General features: G+C 58.0%; 21 protein-coding genes. 7 read left to right on the top strand and 14 right to left on the bottom strand.

The window, feature by feature from the left end:
- Nucleotides 1-59 precede the first annotated feature (59 nt).
- From murJ to rplU, 7 genes are all read right to left on the bottom strand, one after another.
- Nucleotides 60-1634, bottom strand: a complete 1575-nt coding sequence (gene murJ / locus GJQ55_RS02420; protein WP_228345926.1) for a murein biosynthesis integral membrane protein MurJ — start codon at nt 1632-1634, stop codon at nt 60-62.
- Nucleotides 1635-1757: 123 nt separating this feature from the next.
- Entirely contained in the window at nt 1758-2024 is a 267-nt protein-coding gene (gene rpsT / locus GJQ55_RS02415) for a 30S ribosomal protein S20 (protein WP_228345925.1), read from the bottom strand.
- A gap of 119 nt (nt 2025-2143) precedes the next feature.
- Nucleotides 2144-2983: a 3-deoxy-8-phosphooctulonate synthase gene (gene kdsA / locus GJQ55_RS02410; RefSeq protein WP_228345924.1), complete on the bottom strand. Its 840-nt coding sequence runs from the start codon at nt 2981-2983 to the stop codon at nt 2144-2146.
- A 61-nt stretch (nt 2984-3044) separates the two neighbouring features.
- Complete coding sequence (gene proB, locus GJQ55_RS02405) at nt 3045-4184, bottom strand: glutamate 5-kinase (RefSeq protein WP_228345923.1); 1140 nt, start codon at nt 4182-4184, stop codon at nt 3045-3047.
- Between the two features lie 48 nt (nt 4185-4232).
- Nucleotides 4233-5429, bottom strand: a complete 1197-nt coding sequence (gene cgtA / locus GJQ55_RS02400) for an Obg family GTPase CgtA (RefSeq protein ID WP_228345922.1) — start codon at nt 5427-5429, stop codon at nt 4233-4235.
- A gap of 110 nt (nt 5430-5539) precedes the next feature.
- Nucleotides 5540-5797, bottom strand: coding sequence for a 50S ribosomal protein L27 (rpmA, locus tag GJQ55_RS02395; RefSeq protein WP_228345921.1), 258 nt, complete (start codon nt 5795-5797; stop codon nt 5540-5542).
- An 87-nt stretch (nt 5798-5884) separates the two neighbouring features.
- Nucleotides 5885-6196, bottom strand: a complete 312-nt coding sequence (gene rplU, locus GJQ55_RS02390; protein WP_228345920.1) for a 50S ribosomal protein L21 — start codon at nt 6194-6196, stop codon at nt 5885-5887.
- Between the two features lie 292 nt (nt 6197-6488).
- Here rplU and GJQ55_RS02385 point away from each other — a divergent pair, with 292 nt between their 5' ends.
- The 6 genes from GJQ55_RS02385 to GJQ55_RS02360 all read left to right on the top strand — a co-directional run bounded on the left by GJQ55_RS02385 (nt 6489) and on the right by GJQ55_RS02360 (nt 10929).
- Entirely contained in the window at nt 6489-7457 is a 969-nt protein-coding gene (locus tag GJQ55_RS02385) for a polyprenyl synthetase family protein (RefSeq protein ID WP_228345919.1), read from the top strand.
- 23 nt (nt 7458-7480) lie between these two features.
- Nucleotides 7481-9250, top strand: a complete 1770-nt coding sequence (gene dsbD, locus GJQ55_RS02380; RefSeq protein WP_228345918.1) for a protein-disulfide reductase DsbD — start codon at nt 7481-7483, stop codon at nt 9248-9250.
- 194 nt (nt 9251-9444) lie between these two features.
- Nucleotides 9445-9804 carry a GreA/GreB family elongation factor gene (locus GJQ55_RS02375; protein WP_228345917.1) on the top strand — a complete coding sequence of 120 codons (360 nt, stop codon included), beginning with the start codon at nt 9445-9447 and terminating at the stop codon, nt 9802-9804.
- A 10-nt stretch (nt 9805-9814) separates the two neighbouring features.
- Nucleotides 9815-10036, top strand: a complete 222-nt coding sequence (locus GJQ55_RS02370; RefSeq protein WP_228345916.1) for a hypothetical protein — start codon at nt 9815-9817, stop codon at nt 10034-10036.
- Between the two features lie 96 nt (nt 10037-10132).
- Nucleotides 10133-10576, top strand: a complete 444-nt coding sequence (trxC, locus tag GJQ55_RS02365; RefSeq protein WP_228345915.1) for a thioredoxin TrxC — start codon at nt 10133-10135, stop codon at nt 10574-10576.
- A gap of 113 nt (nt 10577-10689) precedes the next feature.
- Nucleotides 10690-10929 (top strand): HP1242/YdcH family protein, encoded by a 240-nt coding sequence (locus GJQ55_RS02360; protein ID WP_228345914.1) that lies wholly within the window; start codon nt 10690-10692, stop codon nt 10927-10929.
- Nucleotides 10930-10998: 69 nt separating this feature from the next.
- On the opposite strand, the gene lipA is transcribed toward GJQ55_RS02360, so the two are convergent.
- The 5 genes from lipA to GJQ55_RS02335 form a co-directional block, all read right to left on the bottom strand.
- Nucleotides 10999-11961, bottom strand: a complete 963-nt coding sequence (gene lipA, locus GJQ55_RS02355) for a lipoyl synthase (protein WP_228345913.1) — start codon at nt 11959-11961, stop codon at nt 10999-11001.
- A gap of 1 nt (nt 11962) precedes the next feature.
- A complete protein-coding gene (gene lipB, locus GJQ55_RS02350; RefSeq protein ID WP_228345912.1) occupies nt 11963-12601 on the bottom strand; it encodes a lipoyl(octanoyl) transferase LipB in 639 nt (212 codons plus the stop codon).
- A complete protein-coding gene (locus GJQ55_RS02345; protein WP_228345911.1) occupies nt 12601-12897 on the bottom strand; it encodes a YbeD family protein in 297 nt (98 codons plus the stop codon). Before GJQ55_RS02345 ends, lipB begins: the two co-directional genes overlap by 1 nt.
- A gap of 105 nt (nt 12898-13002) precedes the next feature.
- Nucleotides 13003-14142: a D-alanyl-D-alanine carboxypeptidase family protein gene (locus GJQ55_RS02340; protein ID WP_420907151.1), complete on the bottom strand. Its 1140-nt coding sequence runs from the start codon at nt 14140-14142 to the stop codon at nt 13003-13005.
- Nucleotides 14143-14330: 188 nt separating this feature from the next.
- On the bottom strand, nt 14331-15401 hold the full coding sequence (locus GJQ55_RS02335) for a hypothetical protein (protein WP_228345909.1): 1071 nt from the start codon (nt 15399-15401) through the stop codon (nt 14331-14333).
- Nucleotides 15402-15512: 111 nt separating this feature from the next.
- Here GJQ55_RS02335 and GJQ55_RS02330 point away from each other — a divergent pair, with 111 nt between their 5' ends.
- Nucleotides 15513-15791 carry a hypothetical protein gene (locus tag GJQ55_RS02330; protein WP_228345908.1) on the top strand — a complete coding sequence of 93 codons (279 nt, stop codon included), beginning with the start codon at nt 15513-15515 and terminating at the stop codon, nt 15789-15791.
- Here GJQ55_RS02330 and GJQ55_RS02325 read toward each other — a convergent pair whose 3' ends face one another.
- Together GJQ55_RS02325 and GJQ55_RS02320 are read right to left on the bottom strand one after the other, a co-directional pair.
- Nucleotides 15792-16238, bottom strand: a complete 447-nt coding sequence (locus GJQ55_RS02325; RefSeq protein ID WP_228345907.1) for a YchJ family protein — start codon at nt 16236-16238, stop codon at nt 15792-15794.
- Nucleotides 16235-17263 carry a DUF3549 family protein gene (locus GJQ55_RS02320; protein WP_228345906.1) on the bottom strand — a complete coding sequence of 343 codons (1029 nt, stop codon included), beginning with the start codon at nt 17261-17263 and terminating at the stop codon, nt 16235-16237. The genes GJQ55_RS02325 and GJQ55_RS02320 overlap by 4 nt, the downstream gene beginning before the upstream one ends.
- Nucleotides 17264-17267 lie beyond the last annotated feature (4 nt).

The following is a 17267-nucleotide window of genomic DNA, read 5'->3' as shown; positions in this document are numbered from 1 at the left end:
CCAACCTGCCGCTTCGGTAACAGCCATTTACCCGGCCGGCCACAGGATAACCGGGATACTCAGAACACTTCACCGCGCAAATGGCGCAGACGCAGCCCCGCCGCCACCAGTACCCCGGCATACAGCGCCACACTGCTGACCACCAGCACGGTCATCCAGCCGGCCCGCTGCACCGCACTCCAGTCCAGCCATTGCGCGGCCGGCCCCATCAGCAGCAGAATTAACGCCAGCAGCGCACTGTTGGCCAGTAACGCAATCAGCAGAAAACGGGGCCAGCCACTCTGATGCTCATAGGCACCGGCTTTACGCAAACCACGGTACAGCATATAGGCATTGAAATAGGCCGACAGCGAGGTGGCCAGCGCCAGCCCGGCATGGGCAAAGGGAAATACCAGAATCAGGTTCAGCACCATGTTTACCACCATGGCCTGAATACCGATTTTGACCGGGGTTTTGGTGTCCTGGCGGGCATAGAAACCCGGCGCCAGCACTTTAATTAACATAAAGGCCAGCAAACCGGCGCCATAGGCCTGCAGGCTCAGGCTCATCTGCGCCACGTCATAGGCGGTAATCTCACCGTAATAAAAAATGGTCGCCATCAGGGGCGTGGCCAATACCATCAGCGCTAACGATGCCGGCACAGCAATCAGCAATACCAACCGCACAGCCCAGTCGAGGGTGCGGGAAAAACCGTCCTGTTCCTGCGCCGCATGGCGACCCGACAGCGCCGGCAGAATCACCACGCCGATGGCAATGGCAAAGACGCCCAGTGGCAGGTTATTCAGGCGGTCAGAATAATACAGCCAGCTGACCGAACCGGGCTCCAGAAACGATGCCAGCAAGGTATCCAGCAGCAGATTGATCTGGCTGACCGACACCCCGAACAACGCCGGCACCATCAGCCCGCCAATACGGCGCACCCCCTCATCTTTGGGTTGATACTGCGGCCGCACCAGCAACCCCAGCCGGGCAATAAAGGGCAGCTGAAACAGCATCTGCACCAGCCCGGCAAAAAACACCCCCCAGGCCAGCGCGAATAAGGGTTCTTCAAACAGCGGGGTGGCATAAACCGTGGCGATAATCAGACAGACATTCAGCAGCACCGGCGTAAAGGCCGGCACCGCAAAGCGGCCATAGCTGTTCAGCACCGATGAAGCAAAGGCCGCCAGGGAAATAAACAATAAATACGGGAAAGTAATACGCAGCAGATCCGCGGTTAAGGCGAACTTTGCCGGGTCACTGCGAAAGCCCGGTGCGAATACCCAGGGCAGATAATCGGCCAGCATAATGGCGGCCACCGTCACCGCCAGCAGCGCACTGCCCAGCACCCCGGATACCCGCGCCACCAGCAAGCGCACCTCATCCAGTGGCCGCAACCGCCGGTATTCACTCAGCACCGGTACAAAGGCCACCGAAAATGCCCCTTCGGCAAACAGACGACGGAAAAAATTGGGGATTTTAAAGGCGACAAAAAACGGGTCGGCACGGGCGCCGAAATACTGCGCCACCACCACATCCCGGATCAGCCCCAGCACCCGGCTGAGCAAGGTCATCAGGCTGACAATGGACGATGAACGCAGCAGGCCCGGATTTTTATTGGCGGGCGGTACAGGGGGTTGAGCTTGTTCTGCCATGAGCGGTTCTCGGTAATCCCTACGGGCGGAAAGCCCGTTATCATACGCCGGCGGCTCCGGAATGCAGCGCCGGCGCATAAAAAAACCCGCCGAAGCGGGTTCTTTTATTCACTGCTGTCAGGATTAACCTTTCAGAGCGAATACCTTAGCGTTCAGACGGCTTTTGATGCGACCAGCGGTATTCTTATGCAGAATGCCCTTGTTCACCATCTTGTCGATGTAAGGTTGAGTCTTGGTAAATGCGGCCTGAGCTTGATCATAGTCGTTGCTTGCAACAGCGGCGTGTACTTTCTTGATGTAAGTACGAACCATTGAGCGCAGGGCTACAGTGCGAGCACGACGTTTGATAGCCTGACGGGCGCGTTTACGAGAACCAGCGGAATTTGCCACAGTCGGCTCCTCAAAATTGGTTAATCAGTAGAACTAATAGGGCCGCGATTATCCAGAGATAGCGACCCGGTGTCAACACGGGCGCGTATTCTAGCGGCTACACCCCGGTTAAACAATGCTCAATCAATCACAACCGGCACAAAAGACTTCACCAGCTCATCCACCGCCTTCATCTGGGCCAGATAAGGCTCAAGTTTATCCAGCGGCAACGCGCACGGACCGTCACATTTGGCCTGCGCCGGGTTCGGGTGGGCTTCCAGAAACAAACCGGCAATGCCCAGCGCCATACCGGCCCGGGCCAGCTGGAATGCCTGCTGGCGGCGACCATCAGCAGAATCGGCACGGCCACCCGGACGCTGCAGCGCATGGGTGGCATCGAAAATCACCGGCGCCATGGTTTTCATTTCATCCATGCCCAGCATGTCCACCACCAGGTTGTTGTAACCAAAGCAGGAACCGCGCTCGCACAGCATCACCTGCTCATTACCAGCTTCGGCAAACTTGCTGATGATGTGGCGCATTTCGTGCGGGGCCAGAAATTGCGGTTTTTTTACGTTAATGGCAGCGCCGGTTTTCGCCATCGCCACCACCAGATCGGTCTGCCGCGCCAGAAAGGCCGGCAGCTGGATAACATCCACCACCTCGGCCACCGGTGCCGCCTGACAGGGCTCGTGCACATCGGTAATCAGCGGCACATTGAAGGTCTTTTTGATCTCTTCAAAAATCTTCAGGCCTTCATCCAGCCCCGGACCACGGTAGGAATTAATGGACGAACGGTTGGCCTTGTCGAACGATGCTTTAAACACATAGGGAATACCGAGCTTTTCGGTCACTTTCACATAGTGTTCGCAGATGGACAGCGCCAGATCGCGGCTTTCCAGTACGTTCATGCCACCAAACAGCACAAAGGGGGCATCGTTACGGACGTTCAGTCCGGCAACTTTCACGGCCTCAATCATGGGCTTTCCTCATGTATTCCATTAATGACAGCGGCGGCCTGCAACAACGGCAATTCGCGGCTTACAGCACCACCAGATTATCGCGGTGGATAATCTCCGGCTCAGCAATATACCCCAGCGCCTGCTCAATTTGGGCCGTGGGAGTACGCAGAATGCGCGCAGCGTCTTTGTGGCTGTAGTTCACCAGCCCTTTCGCCACCACCGCGCCCTGCTCATCTTTGCAGATCACCAGCTGACCGCGTTCAAATTTACCCTGCGCGGCAATCACGCCAATCGGCAGCAGACTGCGACCGCTGTCGCGTAATGCTTTAACGGCGCCGGCATCCAGGGTCAGCTCACCGTGAGACTGCAGATGACCAGCCAGCCATTGCTTACGGGCGGCATCGCGTTCTTTGTCGGCCAGCAACAAGGTGCCCAGCACCTCGCCGGCGCGCAGCCGGGTAATCACGTTGTCAATCCGGCCACCAACGATCAGGGTATCGGCACCGGAGCGGGCAGCCAGAGTGGCGGCGCGCACCTTGGTGATCATACCGCCACGACCCAGCGCACCACCGCCACCGGCCATGGCCGCATAACAGGGGTCCGAGGCCTGACCTTCGGCAATTAACTTGGCATCGGGGTTAGAGCGCGGATCAGCGGTAAACAAACCCTGCTGGTCGGTCAGAATCACCAGCAGATCGGCTTCCACCAGGTTGGCGACCAAAGCGCCAAGCGTATCGTTGTCACCGAATTTGATTTCATCGGTCACCACGGTGTCGTTTTCGTTAATGACCGGTACCACACCCATGTCCAGCAGCGTGCGCAGCGTGGTGCGGGCGTTCAGGTAACGCTTGCGATCACTGAGGTCATCATGGGTCAGCAGAATCTGCGCGGTGTTGCGCTGATGCTGGGCAAAGGCCCGTTCATAGGCCTGTACCAACCCCATCTGACCAACCGCAGCGGCCGCCTGCAGCTTATGCACTTCTTCCGGGCGGGTTTTCCAGCCCAGCCGGGTCATGCCTTCGGCCACCGACCCGGACGACACCAGCACAACCTCATGCCCCAATGCCAGCAGTGCGGCGATCTGGTCGACCCAGCTTTGCATACCGTCACGATTCAGACCACGGCCATCGTTGGTCAGCAGGGCACTGCCGATCTTGATGACCCAGCGTTTTTTCTGCGCCAGTTTCTGGCGGGTTTCCTGCCACTCAACAGTCGTCATGCTGCTCTCTCTGCGACTGCTCTTTCGAGCGATTAATACCGGTATGGGTTATTCGCGGATGTAGATCACTTCCACATCGTGGTCGTCATCATCATCGTCTTCATCTTCCTGCAGTTCACGCAGCTGACGGCGGCGCTCCTGCAGCATTTCAATGTGCTCACGGGCTTCGGCTTCCACCTGTTCACGCTCTTCGCGCAGCTGACGGGCAAACTCTTCGTCTTCCTGCTCGCGGATACGGCGCTGCTCAATGTATTCCATAATGTCGCAGCTGATCTGGAAGGTGCCTTCGCGGTTAATGGCGGCAATTTTATACACCGGGCCGGTCCACTGCAGCTCATCAATAATGGCCTGACAGCGCGCTTCGCGTTCGTCTTCCGGAATCAGGTCCAGCTTGTTCAGCACCAGCCAGCGGTCACGCTGGGCCAGACCGGGGGAAAACTGGTCCAGCTCGTAGGCGATGGCGCGGACGTTATCGGCCGGGCTGACTTCGGTATCGAAGGGGGCCATATCGACAATGTGCAGCAACAGATGCGTACGCACCAGGTGCTTAAGGAAACGGGTGCCCAGACCGGCGCCATCAGAGGCACCCGGAATAAGACCCGGAATATCGGCCACCACAAAGCTTCTGTGCGGTTCGACCGATACCACACCCAGGTTTGGTACCAGGGTGGTAAAGGGGTAATCGGCCACTTTCGGGCGGGCCGCGGAAACGGCGCGGATAAAGGTGGATTTACCGGCGTTCGGCAAGCCCAGCAGACCCACATCGGCCAGCACTTTCAGTTCCAGCTTGATGTTGCGGGATTCACCTGGCTGGCCCGGCTTGGTTTGGGTGGGCGCCTGGTTGGTACTGGACTTATAACGGGTATTACCCAGACCGTGGAAACCACCCATCGCCAGCATCAGTTTCTGGCCATTTTCGGTCAGGTCGCCCAGGGTTTCGCCGGTATCTTCGTCAATGGCGGTGGTGCCAACCGGCACCCGCAGCACCATATCGGCACCTTTGTTACCGGTACAGTTACGGCTGGAGCCGTTTTTACCGTTGTCGGCCTGATAATGACGGGTGTAACGGAAGTCGATCAAGGTATTGATGGCATCATCGGCCAGCAGGTAAACCGAGCCGCCGTCGCCACCATCACCACCATCGGGGCCACCTTTGGGAATGAATTTTTCGCGACGAAAGCTCATACAGCCATTGCCGCCCTTGCCTGCCTGAACGGTAATTCGTGCTTCGTCAACGAACTTCATAGGTGCAACCTCGGATAAACAAACAAAAACGCCCTGACGTCAAAGAAACCTTTGCAGCCAGGGCGCGGTGGAGGCCGGCACTACAACAGCCGGCTCCGGATCTGCGGCAATTACGCCTGTACGATGCTGACGTACTTGCGGCCTTGCGGACCTTTCACTTCAAACTTTACTACGCCATCGGCAGTAGCAAACAGAGTGTGGTCACGACCAACCATTACGTTAGTACCGGCGTGGAAACGGGTGCCACGCTGACGAACCAGGATGTTACCGGATTTAGCAGCCTGACCGCCGAACAGTTTTACGCCAAGGCGTTTACTTTCGGAATCACGACCGTTACGGGTACTACCACCAGCTTTCTTGTGAGCCATGATATTTCTCCTTCAATGGGACCGCTACAACACTGCGGATGCGACCTGTTGGCGACAGGCACCGGGCCCCGGAATTCAAATAAAAAATTAGCCAGCGATGCTGGTGATTTTCAGTTCAGTGAACCACTGACGGTGGCCCATCTGCTTCATGTGGTGCTTACGACGCTTGAACTTCAGGATCTTCACTTTCTTGTGACGACCATGAGCAACCACTTCAGCAGTTACTTTAGCGCCGGCAACCACCGGAGCACCGATCTTAACGTCATCGCCGTTGCCGATCAGCAGCACTTTTTCGATTTCTACTTTGTCACCGGTCGCCACTTCCAGTTTTTCAACTTTCAGGGTCTGACCTTCTTCAACGCGGTATTGCTTACCGCCGGTTACCACTACTGCGTACATACTGTACATCTCCACAATGCCGTTATACGGCGCTTCACAACTGCTGCTTTAAGGGGCCTGCTTCTACTGGCAACGCTCTGGTTTCCATATGGCAGGGAGCAGATTTTCGGGGCGCGAGACTATAGCGCAGCCGGCACCGGCTTGCAAGCCATGCGATATCCAGCCAATGACTGACAAAGCCTGCGTTGTCGCTGCCCTCGCCGGCGGCTAAACTGCGCCCTGACTTTTTAACCGGTGCGCCCGGAATGTATCCCGGCCGGCACCCTTCGGACTCTGAAACCGGGCCATATTCATGCAAATCAAAGATATCCACAACGTCGTCGGCAGCGAATTCCAGCAGGTCAACGAGCTGATTCACGCGCAACTGGCCTCGCGGGTGCCGTTGGTGGAAAAGATTGCCGAATACATCATTAACAGCGGCGGCAAGCGTATCCGCCCGCTGCTGGTACTGTTAACCGCCCGCGCCTTCAATGAGTGTGATGAGCGTGCGGTGAAACTGGCCACCGTGATTGAGTTTCTGCACACCGCCACCCTGCTGCACGACGATGTGGTGGATACCTCAGACATGCGCCGTGGCAATCCGACTGCCAACGCCAAATGGGGCAATGCCCCCAGCGTACTGGTCGGCGACTTCCTGTACAGCCGCTCCTTTGAAATGCTGGTTGAACTGGCCTGCCTGCCGGTGATGCAGATCCTGTCCAAGGCCACCAGCGTGATTGCCGAAGGCGAAGTGCTGCAGCTGACCAACGTGAAAAACCCCGATACCACCGAACAGCAGTATCTGGACGTTATTTATGGCAAAACCGCCATGCTGTTTGAAGCCTCGACCTGGGGCATGGCCAGCCTGCTGGGCCGCAGCGAGGCCGAACGCGAAGCGCTGCGCATTTACGGCCGCGAACTGGGGCTGGCGTTCCAGTTAATTGATGACGTACTGGACTACGAAGGCGATGCCGCCGCCATGGGCAAAAACGTCGGCGACGATCTGGCCGAAGGCAAACCCACGCTGCCGCTGATTCACGCCATGGCAAACGGCAACGACGAACAGCGCAAGCTGGTACGTGCCGCCATCCGTAAAGGTGGGCTTGAGAATATGAGCGACGTGCTGGCCATCGTGCACGAGCTGGGTTCCATTGAATACACCCGCGAAAAAGCCGTGGCCTGCGCCAACCGCGCCCAGGCCCAGCTGGAACTGTTAGCCGATTCACCGGCCAAACAGGCACTGGCAGCACTGGCGATGCTGGCGGTACAGCGCAATACCTGACCCCACTGCAACAGGAATTTCCCGTGAACAGAATCTGGCTGGCCTTACTGGCGTTAGTGTTCAGCGTTTCAACCCAGGCTAACTTGCTGGGCAGCCTGCTGGGTAAGAGTGAGCCCGACTTCCTGCCGGTGGAACAGGCTTTTCCACTCACCACCACGCTGGCCAACGGAGAACTCCTGGCCACCTGGAACAGCGCCGATGGCTATTACCTGTACCAGCACCGCATCTTTCTGCAGCAGGGCGACACCCGGCTGGAGCCGGTCTATTTTTCCCTGCCCGGCATTGAAAAAGACGACGAAGCTTTTGGCCGGGTAACCGCCTTTTACGGCCAGCTGGATGTGCGTTTCGATCTGCAGGGGCTGCAGCCCGGTGAAGTCGTGCTGCATCATCAGGGCTGTGCCGATGCCGGCCTCTGTTACCCGCCGCAACGCCAACGCCTGACCCTGACAGCCGCCGATCTGCAGGGCCCGGCTCTGCCGCCGGCCTCTGACAGCGTGACCAGCACAACGGCACCAGCAGAAGATAACTGGTTCAGTGGCCGCTCCACGCTGGCTGTTATCGGGGTGTTTTTCCTGCTCGGTCTGGGCCTGACCTTTACTCCCTGCGTGCTGCCGATGGTGCCGATTCTGACCAGCGTGGTGCTGGGGCAGCAGCACAACTCGCCGCGCCGCGGCTTTCTGTTGTCGTCCGTCTATGTGCTGGGTATGGCTCTGACTTACGCTGCCGCCGGTCTTACCGTCGGCCTGCTCGGTGCCGGCGCCAACATTCAGGCCTGGATGCAGACGCCCTGGGTACTCATCCTGTTTGCCGCCCTGTTTGTATTGTTGGCACTGGCCATGTTCGGCCTGTACGAACTGCAACTGCCGGCAGCGCTGCGCAACCGGCTGAACAGTATCAGCCAGCAACAGCAAGGCGGGCGCTACCTGAGCGTATTTATCATTGGCGTATTGTCGGCCCTGGTCGTTTCGCCCTGCGTATCCGCGCCCCTGGCTGGTGCTCTGGTGTACTTAAGCACCACCGGCGATGCCGTCCTGGGTGGATTAGCCTTACTGGCGCTGGGGCTGGGCATGGGCGCGCCACTGATCGTACTGGGTACCACCGGCGCTTCGTTCCTGCCCAAAGCCGGCCAGTGGATGAATCAGATCAAAGTCTTCTTCGGTGTCTTGCTGCTGGCCGTGGCGATCTGGCTGCTGGAGCGTATTCTGCCCGGCAACCTCAGTCTGCTGCTGTGGGCGCTGCTGGCGCTGGTGTACGGCATTGTACTGGGCGCGCTGGAGCCTGCAGCCAGTGCGGCACAGCGGCTGGTGAAAGGTCTGGGCTGGGTGTTGCTGGTCTATGGCGTTCTGGCCTTCACCGGCGTGCTGATGGGCAACAACAACCCGTTGCAGCCTCTGCAACCAGTCATTGGCGGAACTGATAACCGCACCAGCGCCAGCGCCTCCACCCCGTTTTACAAAACCGATTCCGTCGCCGAGCTGGAGCAGCGCATCGCTACTGCGCCGGGGCTGGTGATGCTGGATATGTACGCCGACTGGTGCATCAGCTGCAAAGTGATGGAAAAAGAAATTTTCACCCAGCCGGATGTGCAGGCGCGGCTGGCCGAAGCGTTGTGGCTGAAACTGGACGTTACCGCCAACCGGGCGGAACACATCGCCTTTATGCAGAAGCACGCCATTTTTGGCCCGCCAACCATTCTGTTCTTCCGCCAGAATCAGGAAGTGCAGCCCGGCCGCCTGGTCGGCGAAACCGATAAAGACGGTTTTCTCGCCCACCTGCGCCGCCACCAGCTGTAAGCTCCGGCCACCGGCCGGGGTGGCTTGTCTTTTATTGCAGGCGGGCTATGATCCCCTCACCTTGATTGCGGACACCTGATTTCATGATCACCCAACGGTTCCTTCCACAAGCCAGAACCTTCCAGCGCTAAGCCGGAGAGAACCCCACTCTCCGGCGACGACTGAATCCTGTTCATTTGTCTGTGGAGAGCGCCATGTTTCCCCTTGTTTCTTCATCCTTCCGCCAGGTTGACCAGCGTGTCTGGCATCATCTGCTGACCACAACGGCGTTCAGCGCTACCCGGCCTGAGCGGGTAGCGGATACCCGTACCTGCAGCAACAAGCCTCTGCCCAATCAGCCAACAATACGGATTAACTCCCTGATTGTGCTGCAGGCGCGTGAGCGTTTCTCGGTGGTTCTCACCCTGCCTGCTGACGCCAATCCGGACAAACACCGGATTTCGGTACGCTCACCGCTGGGAGCGGCCCTGCTTGGCCTGCAGGCCGGTGATCGCTGCACGGTGGCGGTGGAGGGCATCCGTTCCACCTTCACCGTTATTCAGGTCATCCACTGACCGGCCTTAATTGCATGGAGGATTTCCCCTTGAAGCCTTTAGCCTGCCGCGTGCGCTGAACGCACAAACGGCCCTTCTTTCTGACAGTGTGCTGACCGCTCCCGGCGGCAGGACCGGCCAGCAGCACCCAACGGAGATGTTTGCCATGGCAAAACAAGAAAAGAAACCAGCAGCCAAGACGCTGAAAGAAAAGCGCCGCGATAAGCGCGTGAAAAAGCAAAACCAGGCCTGAGCCTGTCCCGGAGAGCCTGCCGGCTCTCCGGATTGCCCTTGAAAATCATAACCAAAGACGCATATAGCAGAACAGCCATCCTGTGGAGATTCTGTCATGCATTACACCTGCCCTTCCTGCGGCGCCATCAACCGCATTCCCGCCGATAAACAACAGCAGCAGGGCCAGTGCGGGCGCTGCCAGCACGATCTGTTTGATGGCCACCCGGTCGAACTGGACGAACACAGTTTTCAGCGTTTTATCGACAAAAACGACCTGCCGGTGGTAGTGGATTTCTGGGCCAGCTGGTGCGGCCCCTGCAAAATGATGGCGCCCATCTTTACCCAGGTATGCGGCCAGCTGCAGCATCAGCTGCGCTTTGCCAAGGTGAACACCGAAACCGCACAGCAGCTTGGTGCGCGGCTGGGTATCCGCAGTATCCCGACCCTGATTCTGTACTACCGTGGCCAGGAAATTGACCGGCTGGCCGGTGCCCTGCCGGCGCCGCAATTCCAGCAATGGTTGCAGCAAGGACTCAGTAAAATTGCCCGTAATGGCTGACCACTTGATGCACATCAGCATTGCTGCAGGCCGGTTCTGCCGGCCTGACCTGCATCAATACGACCCATAACCAGACCCGCATACTGGAACAAATCAAAAAAGGAGGCCACACCATGACTGTTGAGCACCACGATCTGCACCACGAATTTCCGGATATGGCGGATCAGATCCGTGATCTGAAAATGAAAGACCGCCACTTCTCCCGTCTGTTCGATGAGTACCACGATATTGACCGTGAAGTACGCAATATTGAAAACGAAGCGGAAGCGGCGTCGGATGAACGTCTGGAAGCGCTGAAAATGAAGCGCGTGCACCTGAAAGACGAACTGTTCGCCATGCTGCAGCAAGCCTGACCAGCATACCGCAGCCATAAAAAAAGCCAGCATCAGTGCTGGCTTTTTTTATACACGCCGCAGCACTATTCAGTGACTGCCAACATCCTCACCCTGCGCCTGCAGGTCTGCATGGTACGAGGAACGCACCAGCGGGCCGCTGGTGACGCGGATAAAGCCCAGTTCTTTGGCTTTCTCGCCCAGCATTTTAAATTCTTCCGGGGTGGCAAAACGCTTCACCGGTGAATGATCGCGGCTGGGTTGCAGATACTGTCCCAGGGTAATGTGATCAATCTTGTGGGCCCGCATCGCGTGCATTACCTCAATGACCTCATCGTTGGTTTCGCCCAACCCCAGCATCAGACCGGATTTGGTAATAATGTGCGGGTTGCGCTCTTTGTATTTTTTCAGCAAATCCAGCGACCACTGATAATCCGAACCCGGACGGCATTCTTTGTACAGACGCGGTACGGTTTCCAGATTGTGGTTAAACACATCCGGTGGTGTGGTGCTGAGAATATCCAGCGCAATGTCCATGCGGCCACGGAAATCCGGTACCAAGGTTTCCACCTGAATACCCGGGCTGTGTTCGCGGGTTAAGCGGATACAGTCGGCAAAATGCTGAGCGCCACCATCGCGCAGATCGTCACGGTCAACCGAAGTAATCACCACGTATTTCAGGCCCATATCGGCAATGGCGGTGGCCAGGTTTACCGGCTCGTCGCTATCCAGCGGATTGGGCCGGCCGTGGCCAACGTCGCAGAACGGGCAGCGACGGGTGCAGATATCGCCCATGATCATAAAGGTAGCGGTACCACCACCGAAGCATTCGCCAATATTGGGGCAGCTGGCTTCTTCGCAGACGGTATGCAGCTTGTGCTTGCGCAGCTTTTCTTTGATTTCGTTGATCTTCGGCGTCGCCGGAATGCGCACCCGGATCCAATCCGGCTTGCGCGGTAATTCCTCGGTGGGAATCACTTTGATGGGAATGCGGGCTAATTTTTCCGCACCGCGTAATTTTTCGCCCTGCACTACTTTGATTTTTTCGCTCATTTTACGCTCCGGGCGCGGTCGTCTGTGCAGCCTGTAGCTCAGCCTGCAGCTGTTGCTGCAATACCGCACTGACCTCAGCCAGCGCCGGCGCAGCGGCGGTTTCATCACGCATCTGAGTCATTTCCATGCCGGCGTAACCACAGGGATTAATGCGGCGGAAGGGTTCCAGATCCATATCGATATTCAGGGCCAACCCATGAAATGAGCGGCCCTGTTTAATGCGCAGCCCCAGCGAGGCAATTTTACGGCCGCCGGTGTAAACCCCCGGGGCATCGGCGCGCGGGGCGGATTCAACACCCCATGTCTGCAAGGTATTCACAATGGCATGTTCAATGGCGGAGACCAGCTGGCGCGGGCCAATGCCCATACGTTTGATGTCCACCATCAGGTACACCACCAGCTGGCCGGGGCCGTGATAAGTCACCTGGCCACCCCGGTCAGTCTGCACCACCGGAATATCGCCCGGCATCAGTACGTGCTCGGCCTTACCCGCCTGCCCCTGGGTAAACACCCGCTCATGCTGCAGGAACCACAGCTCATCCAGGGTCTGTTCATCACGCGTACGGGTAAATTCCAGCATCTGTTCGTAAACAGACAAGTAAGGCTGCAACCCCAGATCACGGATGCGGATAGCGCTCATCAGATCACCATCTGCACATACTCGTGCGCCATTAAATCACGGTGCAGGTTCTGCAGCTGATCAATACCGGTGGCGGTAATGTACAGGGTGATGGCGCGGAAGCGGCTATTGCGGCTGTCGCGGATCTGAATGCGCTCGAAATCACAGTCAGGGGCGTGGATACGGACAATTTCAAACACCACTTCGGCGTAGTCGTCTTTACCCTGCCCCAGAATCTTGACCGGATAATTGGCGCAGGGAAATTCGATTTTCGGGGCTTCAGCAGCAGCGTTGGCGGGGTTAACAGGCTGGCTCACAACAGGTATCTCTCTTAAACAATTGCGCCTTATATGGTTGTACCCCAGACCGATTTCAAGCGCTACCGGACTTTGGGCGAAGCCGGCAGCGCTGATGCTCTGCTATCAGGCAAACAGGCGGGCAAAAAACAGACGGATACCATCCCAGAAACGGCCAAAGAAACCCGCCTCTTCTACCGCGGCCAGGGCAATCAAAGGACGTTCGGCCAACACTTCACCTTCGGCAACCAGGGTCACTGTGCCCACTTCCTGACCTTTGCTGAGGGGCGCAATCAGGTATTCATCGGTACGGATATTTACTTCAATTTCACCGCGTAAACCCCGTGGCAGGCTCAGGTACAGTTCATCCTGCAGTCCCAGCGCCAGCTGCTCGTCTTTGCCTTTCCAGACATGCTGCACTTTCAGCTCGGCACCGGCATCGTAGAGTTTGCGGGTTTCAAAATAACGGAAACCATAGGCCAGCAGTTTCTGGGTTTCGCGGGCGCGGGCTTCTTCACTGCGGGTGCCCATTACCACGGCAATCAGCCGGGTGTTATCACGCACCGCCGTCGCCGCCAGACAATAACCGGCTTCATCGGTGTGGCCGGTTTTCAGCCCGTCCACGGTCGGGTCACGCCACAGCAGTTTATTACGGTTCGGTTGGCGGATGTTGTTCCACTCGTAGTATTTTTCAGCGTACAGGGGGTAGTAAGTCGGATGATCCTTAATGATATGGCGCGACAAGATGGCCATATCGCGGGCCGTAGAGTAATGATTGTCGGCCGGCCAGCCGGTGGCATTAACAAAATTGGTGTTGGTCATGCCAAAGCGGGCCGCGTATTGGTTCATCCAGCCGGCAAAGGCTTCTTCGGAACCGGAAAAGTATTCGGCAACCGCGACCGTAGCATCGTTACCGGACTGAATAATAATGCCGCGCAGCAGATCAATCAGCGGTACCTGGGTGCCTTCCCGCACAAACATTTTCGAGCCGCCTTTGCGCCAGGCGCGGACGCTGATGGGAATGGGCGTATCTTCGCTGACGTTACCCAGCTCCAGCTCATGCACGGCCACATAGCTGCTCATCATTTTGGTCAGGCTGGCCGGAGCCAGACGCTGGTCGGGGTTTTTCTCCACCAGAATATGGCCACTGTCAGCATCCATCAGCACATAAGCACTGGCATCGAGAGCAGGCGGTTGAGGAACAATAACGGCCGCCGAGGCCGCAAGCGGAAGAATCCAGCTGGCAAGTAAAGTAAGAAGACGCATAACCATTCTGATGTTGAGGAATAAAACAAAGGCGGCATTGTAACATGCCGCGATTTTTTTGCAGGCGCTGAGCCAAAGATTGTTCAGTCCGGCATGGGTGGGACGCCACTGGCCGGGCGGAGTTCCCGTTACAGGCCGGAGTGGCGGCCGGCAGGCAAGAAAAAGCCCGCCGGAGCGGGCTGGGCAGATCAGTCGCTGACCTGGCGCACCAGCGATACTTCGCGCGGCGGGTGCAGAGTCACAAAGGGCGCTGCCTCGGCCAGATCCTGATGGCTGTGACGCAGACGGAAATCTTTATCCAGACGACGCAGACACAGGGTTAAACGCACAGTCAGCCAGCGGTAGTCGGCCTTGTCGGCGGTGTGCACCACCACCGAAGCATCGTTATCGATAATGGCTTTACAGACCGGTTCCAGTGAGGCGGAAATTTTCCGGTCACGGTCCTGCAGTTGCTGCGCCGACACCGGATAGGTGGCCAGCGCTGCAGAGGATTCTTCCGCATCGTTCCATAACGCCACAATTTCTTTAACACTGGCCGGAGCTTCTGACGCTGCCGGAGCAGCGGTTACCGCACGGACAGCAACCACAGGCGCCGCAGGAGCCGCAGCCGGAGCGGTGGCTTTTACATTGGCCAGACGCTGGGCAGCGGCGGCTTTTTCAGCTTGTTCTGCCTCGGCACGACGCTGGCGTTCTTCTTCCTGACGGCGCAGACGATCCTGTTCAGCACGTTTTTTGTCGGCCTCGGCCTGACGTTTTTCTTCATCCAGACGACGCTTGCGTTCAGCTTCGACCCTGGCCTTTTCCGCCGCCGCCGCCGCCGCCGCACGGCGCTGACGTTCCAGATCTTCCTGACTGGGGCCTTTGGCAACCTGCGTTGATGAAGGTTTATAGAGTTTATCCAGCTTATCCTGAACTTCTTCCAGCCCCGGCGTTAACGCTGCCACCAGCCAGACGCGGTCCAGATAGGCCTGGGCTTTATCAAACTCTTTGGCGTCAATGGCTTTATTGGCCAGCGCCACATAGGATTCACCCCACTGGTAAGCCAGCGGGACGATGCGGAAATCGTAAGGAGCCTGAGCACGGAACGCATCGATACGCTCCAGCGCATTATTGCCCGCCGGGCTGGCCAGCCGCTGGGCGGCAATATCCGCTTTGATACTGCTCAGCAATTTATCCAGATCCTGGCCGGCAGCGGAGGCGGGTAACGCCAGAGCCACAGCGGCGGCAGCAAGAAAGGTTTTAAGCATTGATGAATTCATAGGGGCGCAGCTTTATTTGTTATCGTTTTATCGGGCACTGTCTGGCTGGTAAGATGCAGAGAATGGGCCCTGCCTGTCAAGTTTGTTGTGCTATTTGCGGAGAAATACCTGATGTTAATGCGCCTTGGAGCCATTGTGTTTGCCCTGCCCGGCATTTTATTGCTGGTGTTGTACGGACTGGAATTATCCGCCATCACTCAATGCCAGGAGCTGGGGCTGAATTACGACGTAATAACCCAGCAATGCAGCCCGGATGAACAACCCTTCAATACCTTTTATATGCGCAACAGCACGCTGGTCAACGGCATGATGCTGCTGTCACTGGCCGGGGCGCTGGCGCTCAGCTGGGGCATGCTGGTGCGCGGCATGGCACAACAACGGCGGGATTAATCAGCCGCAACATTTTTTAAATTTACGGCCACTGTTACAGGGGCAGTCATCGTTACGACCCGGGCGCAGCCGGTCAAAACGGGCATTACCATCCAGGTAACGCCAGTAACCGTCCGCGCCACGCCGGAAGCCTGAGATTTCGTCCAGCCGGAACCACTCGTCGCCCTCGCGGAAACGCGCCACAAATTCAACCTCACCGTCATCACCGGTGGCCTGGCTGTGCACAATCTGCAAGCCCAGCCATTGCGTCGCAGGCGCCAGTTCCAGCGTGGGTGGCCGGGTGCTGTCATCCCAGCTGGCCAGCAGATAGGCCGTATCTTCACGCACAAAGGCACTGTAACGGGAACGCATCAGGGCTTCCGGTGTTGCCGCCGGCTGGCCCAGATGCAGCGGCTGGCAGCAGGCGGCGTAGACTAAGCCGGAACCACAGGGGCAGAGATCGCTCATTGCAGCCGGCCACCGTCGGCCGCACGGGCCTGTTCCAGCAAGCGCGCCATCGCCGTTACCAGTTCTGCCGAGCGGGCCGGACTGGCCAGTGTATGCATAAAATGAGCACGCAAACCGGGTAACGCCAGCAGGTCAGCCACCAGCGCATTAAACGCGCCACTGCCCTGCTCGTTGCGCGCCAGCGCTTCCAGATAACTGAGCAACAATTCACCGTGCAGGTCTCGCCAGCAGCGGCTGCCGATGGCGGCCAGCACTTCAACGTGGCGGCACAGCGGATGCTGCAACAGCACCGCCAGCAACTGCCGCCGCTGTTCCATATTTACACTGTTGGATAAGGCCCGGGCAAAGGCGGCCAGATCCGCGACCGTCGGCTGATGGCCGACCACCATCGCCAATACGTCATTGATGGCCGACGTCAGGGCCTGATCAGGCGCGGCATTTTCCAGAAACCCCAGCAGCACATTGCGCGGCACCGCCGGCAAATGTGGCAAGGCCGCCGTCAGCAAGGCGCTGTTATGGTCCTGCTCCAGCCGTGCCACCACCTCAGCCAGCCCCTGCAGGCCCAGCTGCTGCCAGTTATCCCAGCCCTGATCGCCACTGAGGTAACTGCGGGCGGTGGTGTAAAACGCGGTGGCCGGTTGCTGCAGGGTCTGCAACGCCAGGGCATGAAAATAGGCCATACGATTGGCGTCGGGCTTGTAGCTGCAGGGCGCATCGCCGTGCTCTTTATCAGGGGCGGCAGCGCTGCGCAGAATAAACTGCACAAAGGCATCACGCGGAGCAGCCTGCAGCAGGTTTTGTTCATCCAGCGGTAATTTCAGAAACCAGATATTGTGCTGGCCCGGCTGCTGCGCATCCCAGCTCAGAATACCGACCCAGGCATGCTTCAGGTAAGGCACCGGCCAGGGCTGCTGTTGCTGCTCAAAGGCGGTAAATATTTCTGCCGGCACTTCCTCTATGCGCCGCCCCATATCCAGTACCCGCCACTGCGCACCGCGCTCGCTGATCAGTTCTCCGATGGTCACCGTC

This window comes from Venatoribacter cucullus (assembly GCF_016132445.1).
Classification (GTDB): Bacteria; Pseudomonadota; Gammaproteobacteria; order Pseudomonadales; family Oceanobacteraceae; genus Venatoribacter; species Venatoribacter cucullus.
Note: the sequence above shows the minus strand (reverse complement) of the source record. Positions and strands in the feature narration are given on the sequence as shown.